The sequence below is a fragment of the Salmonella sp. 741265050_HSA genome (genome assembly GCF_046569445.1).
In the GTDB taxonomy this organism is placed as follows: Bacteria; Pseudomonadota; Gammaproteobacteria; order Enterobacterales; family Enterobacteriaceae; genus Salmonella; species Salmonella enterica.
Genome location: NZ_JBKFSV010000001.1, coordinates 339230 through 353065, shown reverse-complemented (window position 1 = coordinate 353065; position 13836 = coordinate 339230). Strand labels below are relative to the sequence as shown.

The window sequence follows — 13836 nt, the reverse complement described above, 5'->3', positions numbered from 1 at the left end:
CACTGGCTTATGCCAGAGCTGCTTTCGCTTTTTCAACCAGCGCGGTGAACGCGACTTTGTCGAATACGGCGATATCAGCCAGGATCTTACGGTCGATTTCAACAGAGGCTTTTTTCAGGCCGTTGATGAATTTGCTGTAAGAAATACCGTTCTGACGTGCTGCTGCGTTGATACGCGCAATCCACAGTTGACGGAACTGACGCTTACGTTGACGACGGTCACGGTAAGCATACTGACCAGCTTTGATAACTGCCTGGAAGGCAACGCGGTATACGCGAGAACGCGCACCGTAGTAGCCTTTGGCTTGTTTCAAAATTTTCTTGTGACGTGCGCGTGCAATTACACCACGTTTTACGCGAGCCATATGTGCTCTCCTGTATCTATTCTAATTAAAAAGTTAAAAACGTTAACGGCTTATGCGTACGGCAGGCACGCGATAACCAGGCCCAGATCGCCTTTAGAAACCATGGCTTTCGGACGCAGGTGACGTTTACGTTTAGTCGCTTTTTTGGTCAGAATGTGACGCAGGTTAGCGTGCTTGTGCTTAAAACCACCTTTACCGGTTTTTTTGAAGCGCTTAGCAGCACCGCGTACGGTCTTAATTTTTGGCATTTTAATAACTTCCACTTCGCATTGTTAATAAACGAAACATAGGCGAACAAAACCTGTGAAGCCCGAAGGCTTCACAGAATTGTTACTTGAAGGCCTTACTGTTTCTTCTTAGGAGCAAGCACCATGATCATCTGACGGCCTTCGATCTTCGTTGGGAAGGATTCGACCACTGCCAGTTCTTGCAAATCGTCTTTCACGCGATTAAGCACTTCCATACCGATTTGCTGGTGGGCCATTTCACGACCGCGGAAACGCAGCGTGATTTTGGCCTTATCGCCCTCTTCGAGAAAGCGAATCAGGCTGCGGAGTTTTACCTGATAGTCGCCTTCATCTGTCCCAGGACGGAATTTAATTTCCTTCACCTGGATAACTTTTTGCTTTTTCTTCTGTTCCTTAGAAGACTTACTCTTTTCATAGAGGAATTTGCCGTAATCCATTATACGACAAACCGGCGGCTCGGCGTTAGGGCTGATTTCGACTAAGTCTACTCCGGCTTCTTCAGCTTTTTCCAGAGCTTCTCTCAGACTCACAATACCAAGCTGCTCGCCTTCCAGACCTGTTAAGCGAACTTCTTGCGCGCGAATTTCGCTATTAATACGATTCGGACGCGCCGTTTGAACTCGTTTTCCGCCTTTAATACTTTATTCCTCCAGTTGTTGAAGACTGCGGCTGCGAATCTCTTGTTGCAGCTTCTCAATCACGTCATTTACGTCCAGACTGCCCAGGTCTTTACCGCGGCGGGTGCGAACGGCAACTTTGCCTGCTTCCACCTCTTTATCACCACAGACCAACATATAAGGGACACGACGTAAAGTGTGCTCGCGGATTTTAAAGCCAATCTTCTCATTTCTCAAGTCTGCTTTTACACGAATGCCCGCATTTTGTAGTTTCTGCGTCAATTCGTTAACGTATTCAGACTGCGAATCGGTAATATTCATCACGACTACCTGAACAGGCGCGAGCCATGTCGGGAAGAAACCAGCGAACTCTTCGGTCAGGATACCGATGAAGCGTTCCATCGACCCAAGAATCGCACGGTGAATCATTACCGGCACCTTACGCTCGTTGTCTTCGCCTACATAGGAGGCGCTCAGACGAGACGGTAAGGAGAAGTCCAGCTGTACTGTACCGCACTGCCATGCACGATCGAGGCAGTCATATAAGGTAAATTCAATTTTCGGACCGTAGAATGCGCCTTCACCCAGTTGATACTCAAACGGGATATTATTTTCTTCCAGCGCAACCGCCAGATCCGCCTCAGCACGATCCCACATCTCATCGCTGCCGATACGCTTGTCAGGACGAGTGGAAAGCTTGACGACGATCTTCTCGAAGCCAAAGGTGCTGTACATATCGTAGACCATACGAATACAAGCGTTAACTTCATCGCGGATCTGCTCTTCGGTGCAGAAGATATGCGCATCATCCTGCGTAAAGCCGCGTACGCGCATCAGACCATGCAGCGCGCCTGATGGCTCGTTACGGTGGCAGCTACCGAATTCCGCCATACGCAGCGGCAAATCACGATAGGATTTCAGACCCTGGTTAAAGATCTGAACGTGGCCCGGGCAGTTCATCGGCTTGATGCAATATTCGCGGTTTTCTGAGGACGTGGTGAACATCGCATCTTTATAGTTATCCCAGTGCCCGGTTTTTTCCCACAGCACACGGTCCATCATGAACGGGCCTTTAACTTCTTGATACTGGTACTCTTTGAGTTTAGAACGAACAAAGACCTCCAGCTCGCGGAAGATAGTCCAGCCGTCGTTATGCCAGAACACCATGCCCGGCGCTTCTTCCTGCATATGATACAGGTCGAGCTGCTTACCAATTTTACGGTGGTCACGTTTTGCGGCCTCTTCCAGGCGCTGCAGATAAGCGTTCAGGGCTTTTTTATCTGCCCATGCCGTACCGTAAATACGCTGCAACATCTTATTATTGCTGTCACCGCGCCAGTATGCGCCGGCAGTTTTCATCAGTTTAAAGTGATGGCAGAAACGCATATTCGGCACGTGCGGACCACGACACATGTCGACATATTCTTCATGATGGTACAAGCCTGGCTTGTCATCATGAGCAATGTTTTCATCAAGAATGGAAACTTTGTAGCTTTCACCACGCTTCACGAAGGTTTCACGCGCTTCGTGCCAGCTGACTTTCTTCTTGATAACGTCGTAATTTTTCTCGGCGAGCTCATGCATCCGCTTTTCGAGCGCTTCGACATCTTCCTGAGTTAGCGTGCGGTCAAGATCAACGTCATAGTAAAAACCGTTGTCGACAACCGGGCCGATCGCCATTTTCGTGTGCGGCCAAAGTTGCTTGATAGCGTGACCTAACAGATGCGCGCAAGAGTGACGAATGATCTCCAGACCCTCTTCATCTTTTGCGGTGATGATGGAAAGCGTCGCATCATTTTCAATCAGATCGGAAGCATCAACCAGCTCGCCATTCACACGGCCCGCAATGGTGGCTTTCGCCAGGCCAGGACCAATGTCCAGAGCAACATCCATCGGGCTTACAGGGTGGTCATAATGGCGTTGGCTGCCATCAGGAAGAGTAATAACAGGCATGTAATATCCTTATTTGCAGTGGTGACCCATACGCAAGATCACATACAAAGAGAAAATGAATTTATTGACAGTGAGTTGTGTATCCATCTAGCCAACCATTGCTAAATTGGCGCACAACCTTCGACACAGACGAAAATCGCTATTTTCGTCCGGCATGACGATGGTAACACTAAAAAAAGGGAGATTGCATCTTTCTGTTCTACAGAACCTGAATCCCAACACACTACCCAGCACGCGTATCGTTAATGATGTACATGGTCACTCTGAGTCTCGACTTACTGCCACCGTATGAGTCATTCACATCAGATAGCTTTCGACGACCGCTATCTATATTCTCCAGATGGGGACCTGGCAGCATGCGATAACGCACAATACGAAACACACTTTCCAAAGCACATACCAGCAAAGAGCCATTACATGCTGCTATGAAGCTTCTATAACTAGCAACGCCTCCCTTATGATGCCGTACTTGTAATTCGTCTGTGTTGCTTGAAGTATGTCGCGGCACGATGTGAGATGAGTTACTCGTCGAGTGATAGCCCTTTCTCTGTATAGTCTTTTACAGGACTCGGGAACCTCATGATGAACCTTCGAATACCACTGTATATAAACGCAGTAACAATCATGCGTAATTATCAAAAGCATTTACATTGCTTGATGTTTGTGCTGCAAACGCTTGATAGCTTCATGCTATCGGAGGCGCAGTAGATAGGAGTGTTAATGAGTGTTAATATGTCAATAACACGGTTTTGATATCGGGAAGATAGTGATGAGTAATGATTATAGACTACCAGATTCAGAATATCTTGCCAGAAGATTTTCCGTACCACACCTTGTTTGCCTGATGGCAATATTATTAATATTTTTAATACTAAGCATTTTTTCTAAAGGCTCTATATGCTTATAATTTCATACATTGTATTATGCTTATTATTTATAGTTTATCTCTATACTCTTTCCGTAAGAATTGAGGGAAAAATAATAAATATAATGGTCCCATACCTGATAATAACAGTGCCTACACTGTACGTGTTTGAAGGTATATTTGTATACCTCTCAGAGGTGCGGAAGTATACAGTGGAATATTTGTTTTTCTATACTTGCTATATAACATACATAGCATCATTTGTTATTTCTTATCTTTACACACAAAGAAAACCCATATACAACAAATCAAACACAAAAAATAAACCAAGGTATGTGTTTACTTCATTGTTATTCACCTTCCTTGCTTTTATCATTTACCTTCCAGTGTTGATGGAGTTCAGAGAGTACATACTTAGCCCAAGAAGAATATACGAATTAACCAGAACAGGGTATGGTATATACTTCTATCCTTCATTAATGTTTTCTCTTGTCGCTTCTATTTGCGCGTTCTTTACATACAAAAAATCAAAGTTATTTTGTATTTCCATAGTTTTATTTAACTGTATACTTATTTTCTTGCATGGTAACAAAGGACCAATATTTAGTATATTTATAGCATTCATCCTTTATCTTTCATATATTGAAAATAAAAAAATTAAATTTATGTTCCTGGTGAAATCGTTTGCTGTTATAGCAGTCATTGTAACGGCATTCTTTGCATATACGTTTACTGATGGGAATCCGATAGAAAATATGGCGAATTACTCGGATTATACCCGTAATGCTGTTCTTGTTGCTTCCTCAAACTTTGACTTTATGTACGGAAAATTACTAATGGAGAGCGAGGTTTACTCGAGAATTCCGAGGGCTATTTGGCCTGATAAGCCTGAAGATTTTGGCGCATTGTATCTGGCAAAAGTATTTTTCCCTGATGCATTCTACAGGAATCAGGGCGCTCCTGCTTTCGGGTATGGTGAACTATACGCAGATTTCGGGCTTTTTACACCAGTTTGGTTAGTTATATCTGGAGTATTTAAAGGCGTCCTGGCTAAGTATTTCTCCAATAAAACTCAGGAAACAAAGTCAGCGCATTATTTCATAATGTTCCTATTTTGCATTGGAATAAGTGTGATTCCTGTTAGCATGGGATGGTTGTTCCCTGAGCATTTGATGATTGCCTTTATGGTATACATTGCATCTTCCTTTGTTTTTTCAGCGCATATAAGATTCGTTTTACTAAGAAGCGATAAATAATTTATACGGCGGCAATGCCGCCGTTTTATTTAGTTTTGGAGCGTAAATCTTGTTGGGTTTGCTGAACAGCATTACCAACGTAAATTACTTTTGATGCATTCATGATAGTGCTTGAGTTTCCTAATAATGATTTATGAATAGCCCCTCAATTATATATTTCTCGCCGCCGGTTATTATTAGTCCTGCCGCTACTCCGCCCTAATCCACATCTACTCATATGCGGATCATCCCGAGATTATCACCGTAATATAATCTACCATTGATATCAATAAACGCTGTGTTATGAATGACAGTTCCCTGCTTAAGTTAGATTAGGTACACACATCTTACGGCACGAAAGGGATCAATGTGAAACGGTATGAAACATATATATGCGTTATTACTAGTAATAACGCGGAACTGGTGAAACAGGTTTAAACGAACGTGAATGGATGTGAATGAAGGATAGTACTTATACGCAAGATCACATACAAAGAGAAAATGAATTTATTGACAGTGAGTTGTGTATCCATCTAGCCAACCATTGCTAAATTGGCGCACAACCTTCGACACAGACGAAAATCGCTATTTTCGTCCGGCATGACGATGGTAACACTAAAAAAAGGGAGATTGCATCACTCTGTAGCAAATCAAGACCCTTGACAGGATTTCTCCGTTATCTTTCTACGCGCCGTATAGCGCTTCTCATCGACAACCTAACTTCTGCGCCAGACTTCCCTTTGTCGTTTTCACCTCGCTGGCTACCGCTTCAGGCAAGGCAGACCACAGCGTCAGCACTGGCTTCGTTTTATGTTCGATAGCCTCCACGGTAACCTGATAGTCGCAAAAATTCGCCGAACGGGGCGTATTCTGATCCATAATAAACGCAGCGTAATTTCCTTCACTTTTTGACGGCGCCGTTCCGGTGAATAAAACCTTCCAGTACCCGCTGGGAATTTCTACCGTCGCATCTTCTGGCAATGTGGCGATATGCCGCTCAAAAAGGGGGCCGGTCACTACGTGCACTACAGATACATCAGCCTGTTTGGCAAGTTCGCGCACCCGGTTTTCCAGTGCAGCCCATGCTCCCTGATTCAGGGCGGATTTCTGCGGCGTAATATTCGATAAATAATTTAACGACGGCCAGTCCGATACGCCGCCCAATCCTGCCAACGGCGCCTGGTGTCCCCTGTCGACTTTTAATAGCGTATGGGCATTTTTATAGGCGGAAGGGGCCAACGTATCCGAGGGCGGTAAATCGGGGTCCTGCGCCCAGTTCCGCGGGCGACCGCTTGCCTGGCTGGTTTTTGTCACGCTATAGGCAACCCAGTTGGCAAATTTCGTGGCGCTATTATTATTGAGCGTATAGACATGGCGATAGATTGTTTGTTGGCTTCCTCCTTGAGGACAGCCAACGCTACAGTTATCAGGTTGCTGAACGAGTACGTTACGATGGGGTAACTCGGGTGCCGATGTTGTATCCTGGGGAGGATACGATGTAGTACATGCGCTTAATAATACTACGGGCAGTAATTTTAGCAGATTAATGGTTTTATTCATTTTTTCTTCCTTAATAATAACCGCCCTAATAATTCAGGTGGCAATAATTTGGTTATATTACCCTGCCAGCCGTTAGATGCGCTCATCATTAAAGACAACACTATCACGGTAAAAATTAATAACAGATAAACATCGAAGCCATCATAGAAAATGAGCTCAAAAGAATACAACGTGATATCCATATTGATACCAAAAAACATCGTGTTATATGCATAATCGTGAAGCCAATAATTTCTCGCACTCAGATAGCGAATGAAAAATGGATATTCAATAATATCTGACGCATGTTTTTCAACACCATTTTTCAACATTAAGGCAACGTATCCTCTCAATGACTCGCTGCTGGCAGGAGTTTAGTTATATTTAAAGGTTTAATAAGCACTGCGCATCATGCTGCTGTGCTTATTACTTTGTAAAAATAAGAGTATTCACTTTCATATTCAGGGGTAAAAAGTGAACAAATACAGCTATTGCGCAACGATGATTGCCGCCATACTCAGTACGACCACAATGGCCAATGCCAGTAGCCTTGCTATTTCAGTGGCGAATGATGATGCAGGTATATTTCAACCATCCTTAAATGCCCTTTACGGGCACAAGGCTGCAGACCGGGGTGATTATACTGCCGGGCTCTTTTTAGGCTACAGCCACGATCTCACTGACGCCAGTCAACTCTCTTTTCATATCGCGCAAGATATTTATTCTCCATCAGGCGCCAATAAGAGAAAGCCTGAAGCCGTCAAAGGCGACCGCGCGTTCAGCGCCTTTCTTCATACCGGACTGGAGTGGAATTCATTAGCCACCAATTGGTTACGTTATCGTTTAGGTACCGATATCGGCGTTATTGGTCCTGACGCAGGCGGTCAGGAGGTTCAGAATCGGGCGCATCGAATAATAGGCGCAGAAAAATACCCTGCCTGGCAGGATCAAATTGAAAATCGTTATGGTTATACGGCAAAAGGAATGGTGTCCCTTACGCCAGCTATTGATATTCTGGGTGTCAATGTGGGCTTCTATCCAGAAGTCTCTGCTGTCGGCGGCAATCTCTTCCAGTATTTAGGGTACGGCGCAACCTTTGCGCTGGGAAATGATAAGACCTTCAACTCTGATAATGGGTTTGGGTTACTGTCCCGCCGAGGGTTAATACACACTCAAAAAGAGGGATTGATCTATAAGGTATTTGCTGGCGTTGAGCGTAGGGAAGTTGATAAAAACTACACGTTACAGGGGAAAACGCTGCAAACAAAAATGGAAACGGTGGATATTAATAAAACCGTGGATGAATATCGCGTCGGTGCTACTATCGGCTATTCTCCCGTCGCATTTTCTCTTTCTTTAAACAAAGTCACGTCGGAATTTCGCACCGGAGACGACTATTCTTATATCAACGGCGACATCACCTTCTTCTTCTGAGGCGTCACCGCGGAATAACCGGGTTACGTAACGTAACCCGGTACAATATTACATCTTATAGCCCAGCGTTACCGTAGTGCGACGATCGGTATGTTCAGGCGCTGATTCAGGCGGCTGCGAGTTCCACGTTAAATTATACCCCACCTTTAGGCCAAAATGTTCGTTAATGGCGACATTGAGGGCTGTTTCCGAATTTAGTGTGGTGTCTTCTGCGCCAAATACTGACACCCCCTGTGTAAACTTAGCATTGTCAGTTAACTGCCAGGCATAGCTGCCGGAAGCATAACCCAGCGGCTGCGTTTCAGTGGTATCGTCCGTATGTTCGTCATAGCGAACCCCTGGACCGAATTCAAAACGGAAGCTGTGCACTGGACCATTAAGGAACTGCCGCCCGTAACCGGCGGTCAGTACGTCGCGCTGACGATAACCGTTGAAACGGTCTGTCAGCCAACTGGCCTGGCCAAAGGTATAATCATAATCCGTCATATTAAAACGGTTACGCGCGCCTACCGCATATTTTTCTGAAGAGCGTTCATCATTAGAGGAGGTATTGCTGGCATTGCCCCATAATGACCAGGCGGTACGTTGTCCATACCAGGTCATCGCCGTGTCAGCCGTTAAGGAAGAACTTTTAGTATTGCCTGACTGAGCAAGGTAGCCCGCATTCAGATTACCTTCAAAAGGTTTTTTCGCGGTGGAGGGATCATCCATGACAGTAAAAACGGAATCATCGGCGGCGGCATACAGAGACGCGAACACGCCACCCGCCAGCATAACTACAGCGGGTACTGCCTTCAAAAGCTTCATTTATATAGAGTCCGTACAACTAAAAAAGAGACCACGACGGTCCCGGAAACTTTCATAGGGATCAATGACAAACGCCCCTGGAAAGGTAGCGAATTATAAGAAGCCCCGAATAACATAGCAATCAATTACTATTTCATTTTTTGAATAAGAACCCTCCCGAAGCATTCATTTATTTATATAACTTTACTTCGTACTTCTTTAAATAAAGATCCGGAAAATCATATTGTTAATTCCTTCACTTTCCGGGGATTAAGTGCCAGACTGAAATCAGCCTAACAGGAGGTAACGATGGTACGTATCTATACGTTGACGCTTGCGCCCTCTCTCGATAGCGCAACAATCACGCCGCAAATTTATCCCGAAGGTAAACTGCGGTGCTCCGCGCCGGTATTCGAACCCGGCGGCGGGGGTATTAATGTCGCTCGCGCCATTGCGCATCTTGGCGGCACCGCGACCGCAATTTTCCCGGCTGGCGGCGCTACCGGCGAACATCTGGTCGCACTACTGGCTGACGAAAATGTCCCCGTGTCTACCGTCGATGCGAAAGACTGGACGCGTCAGAACCTGCACGTCCACGTCGAGTCCAGCGGCGAACAGTATCGTTTTGTTATGCCCGGCGCCACGCTGGACGATGACGAATTTCGCCAGCTTGAAGAACAGGTACTGGAAATTGAATCCGGGGCAATTCTGGTTATCAGCGGCAGCCTTCCGCCCGGCGTTAAGGTCGAGAAACTCACGCAACTGATTTCCGCCGCGCAGAAGCAAGGCATTCGCTGCATTATTGATAGCTCTGGCGACGCGCTCACCGCCGCGCTGGCGCTTGGCGATATCGAACTGGTGAAACCTAACCTGAAAGAATTGAGCGCGTTGGTTAATCGCGATCTGACGCAGCCTGATGATGTGCGTAAAGCGGCCCAGGAATTAGTGCAAAGCGGCAAGGCTCGCCGGGTAGTGGTTTCTCTGGGGCCGCAAGGGGCACTGGGCATAGACAGTGAGAATTGCATCCAGGTTGTTCCTCCCCCGGTGAAAAGTCAAAGTACTGTTGGCGCAGGCGACAGTATGGTAGGCGCGATGACGTTAAAACTGGCGCAAGACGCGTCGCTGGAAGAGATGGTGCGCTTCGGTGTGGCGGCAGGCAGCGCCGCTACGCTCAATCAAGGTACGCGTCTGTGTTCTCGTGACGATACCCAAAAAATATACGCCTATCTTTCCGCGCAATAACCGTATCCCCCTCCCCGAGGGGGATACCGGAAAATCGGTTAACGGGCGGCGCATCCGCCGCTGTTAAAAACACAGTTGCTCCCAACGAGGTGAACGATGGCCAGTGGCGATATTACCCGTTATGTTATTACCGTAACCTTCCATGAAGATTCCCTGACCGAGATTAACGAACTCAATAACCATCTGACGCGTAGCGGTTTTTTGCTGACATTAACGGACGATGAAGGGAATGTGCATGAGCTCGGCACCAATACGTTTGGCTTTATTAGCGCTCAGAGCGCTGATGAAATCAAAGCGCTTGTCGCCGGACTTGCGAAAAGCGCGTTAGATAAGGATGTCGACATTACCGTGGCGACCTGGGAGGCGTGGAGTAAAAACGCACAATAAGTGCCATTCCCGCCGCGGCGCGTCCGTGATGTGCGTTAGTTCGTATTTTTTAACCGCATTTTTGCGCTAACCTTATGATCTGGCAGACAACGTGGGGAGAGACATTATGTGGCAAGCTATCAGTCGTCTTTTAAGCGAGCAAGTCGGTGAAGGCGAAATCGAACTGCGTAATGAACTGCCAGGCGGAGAAGTTCATGCCGCATGGCATTTACGTTATGCAGGCCATGATTTTTTCGTGAAGTGCGATGAACGAGAAATGCTTCGCGGTTTTACCGCTGAAGCCGATCAGCTGGAACTGCTCTCCCGCAGTAAAACCGTTGTTGTGCCTAAGGTATGGGCGGTAGGTTCGGATCGGGATTACAGCTTTTTAGTTATGGACTACCTCTCGCCCCGCCCGCTGGATGCCCATAATGCGTTTATTCTTGGGCAACAGCTGGCGCGCCTGCACCAATGGAGCGACCAACCTCAATTCGGCCTCGATTTTGATAACGCGCTCTCTACCACGCCGCAGCCGAATACCTGGCAACGCCGTTGGTCGACTTTTTTCGCCGAACAGCGCATTGGCTGGCAGCTTGAACTCGCCGCGGAAAAAGGCATTACTTTTGGTAATATTGACGCCATTGTTGAACATGTTCAGCAACGTCTGGCGTCGCATCAACCGCAGCCTTCTCTTTTGCATGGCGATCTATGGTCGGCGAACTGCGCGCTTGGCCCTGACGGCCCCTATATCTTCGATCCAGCCTGCTATTGGGGCGACAGAGAATGCGATCTGGCGATGCTACCGCTGCATACCGATCAGCCACCGCAGATTTATGATGGCTATCAGTCCGTTTCGCCGCTACCGCTGGATTTTCTCGACAGGCAGCCGATTTACCAGCTCTACACCCTGCTTAATCGGGCAAGGCTGTTTGGCGGTCAGCACCTGGCTACTGCGCAAAAAGCGATGGATCGGCTGCTTGCAGTATAGGTACAGCCCATGCCGGATACGGGCTATCCGGCATTTTTCAGTTTACATGAAGCCTAACAAGGAAAAGAAAAAGTAGCCGAGCACGATAATAATGACCGGCAAAATATAGAGCGGGAAAAACTGTAAAAAGATGGTATGGCGCGGCACCACGATACGTGACTCTATCTGCTCACGCGTTAGTCCTTCCGCGCCTTTTGCTTTTTCCAGGATCAACTGATCTTCCACGCCTTCACGTAAAAAACGTGACTGGCGGCTCATTCTGGCGCCGGAATCCTGCATCGCCAGCCCGACAAAAATCAGAATAAAAATGAGCCAGAAACCGATATTCAGGCTTCCCTGAAAATTCGGCGTCGGCGAGTTGTACCAAAAAACATTCAGAAACGGCGTATTCACGCGCATCATGTCTATCATTACGTGGGTAAAATCCAGCATTACCGCATTTATCCCCTCCTGCTTTTCACTGTGCGCATACATAAATTTAAGGACTGAGATGAGCGTGGAAAGCAGTGCCGGAATAAAAATAACCCACCCAACAACTCTTTTTAGGATTGCAATGCGTCCAGCTTGTTGATACGTCATGAGTTCCCCTTGATAAAGACGCGTCGTTTTGGCCTAAGTCTACCTGTTGATTCCCGTTTTCGCCTGATCTTTAAGGGCGATATACTAAGAACATGGTCATAATGAACGCTTAATTCGTTATTTTTTAATCTCAACAGGAGAGGTTGTGATGTCAACCCCACGTCAAATTCTTGCTGCAATTTTCGATATGGATGGACTACTGATCGATTCCGAACCGCTCTGGGATCGCGCTGAACTGGACGTGATGGCAAGTTTAGGCGTAGATATTACTCGGCGCCATGAGTTACCAGACACGCTTGGGCTACGCATTGATATGGTTGTCGATCTCTGGTTTGCGCAGCAACCGTGGAGCGGCCCCGATCGCCAGGAAGTGACAAACCGTGTTATTGCCCGCGCGATTACGCTTATCGAAGAGACGCGCCCTCTTTTGCCGGGTGTGCGCGAGGCCGTGGCACTGTGTAAAGCGCAGGGGCTATTAGTGGGGCTTGCCTCGGCATCGCCGCTGCATATGCTGGAAAAAGTGCTCACCATGTTTGAACTGCGCGACAGTTTTGACGCGCTGGCTTCTGCGGAAAAATTGCCCTACAGCAAACCGCACCCGCAGGTCTATCTGGATTGTGCGGCCAAATTAGGCGTTGATCCATTAACCTGCGTGGCGCTGGAAGATTCGGTGAATGGTTTAATCGCGGCAAAGGCGGCGCGAATGCGCGCCATTGTGGTGCCAGCAGAAGAAAACCAGCATGATCCGCGCTTTGCGCTGGCGAATGTCAAACTTAACTCACTGACAGAGCTGACGGCGGCGCATCTACTCGGTTAAGATGTTTCCGAAACAAAGTCAACGGGCAATTAGCCGCTGAGCCAGACGGCAAGCGGCTTTGACAGAGACAAAGAGTTACAACGTCACCACTTCCGCCTACTGTATAAAAACCCTATACTGTATGAATTGACAGTTTAATGGGTTTTATCATGACGGCGGAAGGACATCTTCTTTTTTCTATAGCCAGCGCGGTTTTCGCCAAGAATGCCGAGTTAACGCCCGTCCTTGCGCACGGCGACTGGTGGCATATTATTCCTTCGGCTATTTTGACCTGTCTGCTGCCGGATATCGACCACCCCAAATCTTTTCTTGGTCAGCGCCTGAAATGGGTATCAAAACCAATCGCCCGCGCGTTCGGTCACCGGGGGTTTACCCATAGTCTGCTGGCGGTCTTTGCCCTACTGGCGACCTTTTATCTCAAGGTACCGGATACGTGGATTATCCCGGCGGATGCGCTGCAAGGCATGGTACTTGGCTATTTAAGCCATATCGTCGCGGATATGCTCACCCCCGCAGGCGTTCCCTTACTGTGGCCGTGCCGCTGGCGTTTCCGCCTGCCTATTCTGGCGCCGCGCAAAGGCAATCAGCTGGAGCGATTTTTATGTATGGCGTTGTTTGCCTGGGCGGTGTGGATGCCGCAGTCCATGCCGGAAAACAACGTCATACGCTGGTCTTCGCAGATGATCACTATCCTGCAAATGCAGTTCAATCGTTTTATAAATCACCAGATTGATTAGTAAATCAACGCCAAAGTCATTTTTGGTATAAACCATTCCATTTGAATATAAGAGCCAGCTCACAGT

The 13836-nt window shown here is 47.2% G+C and carries 15 protein-coding genes and 1 pseudogene; 7 read left to right on the top strand and 9 right to left on the bottom strand.

Annotated elements, in window-relative coordinates; genetic code table 11:
* Positions 1 to 7: 7 nt before the first annotated feature.
* The 4 genes from rplT to thrS all read right to left on the bottom strand — a co-directional run bounded on the left by rplT (position 8) and on the right by thrS (position 3182).
* On the bottom strand, positions 8 to 364 hold the full coding sequence (rplT, locus tag ACLD4F_RS01735; RefSeq protein ID WP_000124850.1) for a 50S ribosomal protein L20: 357 nt from the start codon (positions 362 to 364) through the stop codon (positions 8 to 10).
* A gap of 50 nt (positions 365 to 414) precedes the next feature.
* Positions 415 to 612 (bottom strand): 50S ribosomal protein L35, encoded by a 198-nt coding sequence (gene rpmI, locus ACLD4F_RS01730; protein ID WP_001124225.1) that lies wholly within the window; start codon positions 610 to 612, stop codon positions 415 to 417.
* Between the two features lie 95 nt (positions 613 to 707).
* On the bottom strand, positions 708 to 1250 hold the full coding sequence (gene infC / locus ACLD4F_RS01725; protein ID WP_001574431.1) for a translation initiation factor IF-3: 543 nt from the start codon (positions 1248 to 1250) through the stop codon (positions 708 to 710).
* A gap of 3 nt (positions 1251 to 1253) precedes the next feature.
* The gene (thrS, locus tag ACLD4F_RS01720) at positions 1254 to 3182 is read right to left on the bottom strand and encodes a threonine--tRNA ligase (protein ID WP_001144226.1); all 1929 of its coding nucleotides are present in this window, start codon (positions 3180 to 3182) and stop codon (positions 1254 to 1256) included.
* 897 nt (positions 3183 to 4079) lie between these two features.
* On the opposite strand from thrS, the gene rfc reads away from it, so the two are divergent.
* Positions 4080 to 5303, top strand: a complete 1224-nt coding sequence (gene rfc, locus ACLD4F_RS01715; RefSeq protein WP_080094931.1) for an O-antigen polymerase Rfc — start codon at positions 4080 to 4082, stop codon at positions 5301 to 5303.
* Between the two features lie 306 nt (positions 5304 to 5609).
* On the opposite strand, the pseudogene ACLD4F_RS01710 reads toward rfc, so the two are convergent.
* The 3 genes and pseudogenes from ACLD4F_RS01710 to ACLD4F_RS01700 all read right to left on the bottom strand — a co-directional run bounded on the left by ACLD4F_RS01710 (position 5610) and on the right by ACLD4F_RS01700 (position 7153).
* Positions 5610 to 5815: pseudogene (locus ACLD4F_RS01710) on the bottom strand (hypothetical protein).
* Positions 5816 to 5987: 172 nt separating this feature from the next.
* Positions 5988 to 6842, bottom strand: coding sequence for a DNA/RNA non-specific endonuclease (locus ACLD4F_RS01705; protein ID WP_001044093.1), 855 nt, complete (start codon positions 6840 to 6842; stop codon positions 5988 to 5990).
* Positions 6839 to 7153 carry a hypothetical protein gene (locus tag ACLD4F_RS01700; protein WP_080094929.1) on the bottom strand — a complete coding sequence of 105 codons (315 nt, stop codon included), beginning with the start codon at positions 7151 to 7153 and terminating at the stop codon, positions 6839 to 6841. Before ACLD4F_RS01700 ends, ACLD4F_RS01705 begins: the two co-directional genes overlap by 4 nt.
* Before the next feature lie 142 nt (positions 7154 to 7295).
* On the opposite strand from ACLD4F_RS01700, the gene ACLD4F_RS01695 reads away from it, so the two are divergent.
* Positions 7296 to 8255 (top strand): lipid A deacylase LpxR family protein, encoded by a 960-nt coding sequence (locus ACLD4F_RS01695; protein WP_079944258.1) that lies wholly within the window; start codon positions 7296 to 7298, stop codon positions 8253 to 8255.
* A gap of 48 nt (positions 8256 to 8303) precedes the next feature.
* Here ACLD4F_RS01695 and ACLD4F_RS01690 read toward each other — a convergent pair whose 3' ends face one another.
* A complete protein-coding gene (locus tag ACLD4F_RS01690; RefSeq protein WP_000770981.1) occupies positions 8304 to 9062 on the bottom strand; it encodes a YdiY family protein in 759 nt (252 codons plus the stop codon).
* A gap of 288 nt (positions 9063 to 9350) precedes the next feature.
* On the opposite strand from ACLD4F_RS01690, the gene pfkB reads away from it, so the two are divergent.
* The 3 genes from pfkB to ACLD4F_RS01675 all read left to right on the top strand — a co-directional run bounded on the left by pfkB (position 9351) and on the right by ACLD4F_RS01675 (position 11637).
* Positions 9351 to 10283, top strand: coding sequence for a 6-phosphofructokinase II (pfkB, locus tag ACLD4F_RS01685; RefSeq protein ID WP_000251707.1), 933 nt, complete (start codon positions 9351 to 9353; stop codon positions 10281 to 10283).
* 96 nt (positions 10284 to 10379) lie between these two features.
* Entirely contained in the window at positions 10380 to 10670 is a 291-nt protein-coding gene (gene ghoS / locus ACLD4F_RS01680) for a type V toxin-antitoxin system endoribonuclease antitoxin GhoS (protein WP_000146129.1), read from the top strand.
* Between the two features lie 106 nt (positions 10671 to 10776).
* Positions 10777 to 11637 (top strand): fructosamine kinase family protein, encoded by an 861-nt coding sequence (locus tag ACLD4F_RS01675; RefSeq protein WP_000267686.1) that lies wholly within the window; start codon positions 10777 to 10779, stop codon positions 11635 to 11637.
* A 42-nt stretch (positions 11638 to 11679) separates the two neighbouring features.
* On the opposite strand, the gene ACLD4F_RS01670 is transcribed toward ACLD4F_RS01675, so the two are convergent.
* Positions 11680 to 12216 (bottom strand): YniB family protein, encoded by a 537-nt coding sequence (locus ACLD4F_RS01670; RefSeq protein WP_175268407.1) that lies wholly within the window; start codon positions 12214 to 12216, stop codon positions 11680 to 11682.
* A gap of 148 nt (positions 12217 to 12364) precedes the next feature.
* Here ACLD4F_RS01670 and hxpB point away from each other — a divergent pair, with 148 nt between their 5' ends.
* Both hxpB and ACLD4F_RS01660 read left to right on the top strand, forming a co-directional pair.
* Positions 12365 to 13033, top strand: a complete 669-nt coding sequence (gene hxpB, locus ACLD4F_RS01665; RefSeq protein WP_000106854.1) for a hexitol phosphatase HxpB — start codon at positions 12365 to 12367, stop codon at positions 13031 to 13033.
* Positions 13034 to 13170: 137 nt separating this feature from the next.
* A complete protein-coding gene (locus ACLD4F_RS01660; protein ID WP_000505804.1) occupies positions 13171 to 13770 on the top strand; it encodes a metal-dependent hydrolase in 600 nt (199 codons plus the stop codon).
* Positions 13771 to 13836 lie beyond the last annotated feature (66 nt).

What these genes read in the sequence shown, in the direction of transcription:
- pfkB (WP_000251707.1), top strand. Translation starts at nt 9,351, where the DNA reads ATGGTACGTATCTATACGTTGACGCTTGCGCCCTCTCTCGATAGCGCA.
- hxpB (WP_000106854.1), top strand. Translation starts at nt 12,365, where the DNA reads ATGTCAACCCCACGTCAAATTCTTGCTGCAATTTTCGATATGGATGGA.
- thrS (WP_001144226.1), bottom strand. Translation starts at nt 3,182, where the DNA reads ATGCCTGTTATTACTCTTCCTGATGGCAGCCAACGCCATTATGACCAC.
- ACLD4F_RS01690 (WP_000770981.1), bottom strand. Translation starts at nt 9,062, where the DNA reads ATGAAGCTTTTGAAGGCAGTACCCGCTGTAGTTATGCTGGCGGGTGGC.
- rplT (WP_000124850.1), bottom strand. Translation starts at nt 364, where the DNA reads ATGGCTCGCGTAAAACGTGGTGTAATTGCACGCGCACGTCACAAGAAA.
- ACLD4F_RS01700 (WP_080094929.1), bottom strand. Translation starts at nt 7,153, where the DNA reads ATGTTGAAAAATGGTGTTGAAAAACATGCGTCAGATATTATTGAATAT.
- ACLD4F_RS01660 (WP_000505804.1), top strand. Translation starts at nt 13,171, where the DNA reads ATGGGTTTTATCATGACGGCGGAAGGACATCTTCTTTTTTCTATAGCC.
- ghoS (WP_000146129.1), top strand. Translation starts at nt 10,380, where the DNA reads ATGGCCAGTGGCGATATTACCCGTTATGTTATTACCGTAACCTTCCAT.
- ACLD4F_RS01675 (WP_000267686.1), top strand. Translation starts at nt 10,777, where the DNA reads ATGTGGCAAGCTATCAGTCGTCTTTTAAGCGAGCAAGTCGGTGAAGGC.
- ACLD4F_RS01670 (WP_175268407.1), bottom strand. Translation starts at nt 12,216, where the DNA reads ATGACGTATCAACAAGCTGGACGCATTGCAATCCTAAAAAGAGTTGTT.
- rpmI (WP_001124225.1), bottom strand. Translation starts at nt 612, where the DNA reads ATGCCAAAAATTAAGACCGTACGCGGTGCTGCTAAGCGCTTCAAAAAA.
- ACLD4F_RS01705 (WP_001044093.1), bottom strand. Translation starts at nt 6,842, where the DNA reads ATGAATAAAACCATTAATCTGCTAAAATTACTGCCCGTAGTATTATTA.
- rfc (WP_080094931.1), top strand. Translation starts at nt 4,080, where the DNA reads ATGCTTATAATTTCATACATTGTATTATGCTTATTATTTATAGTTTAT.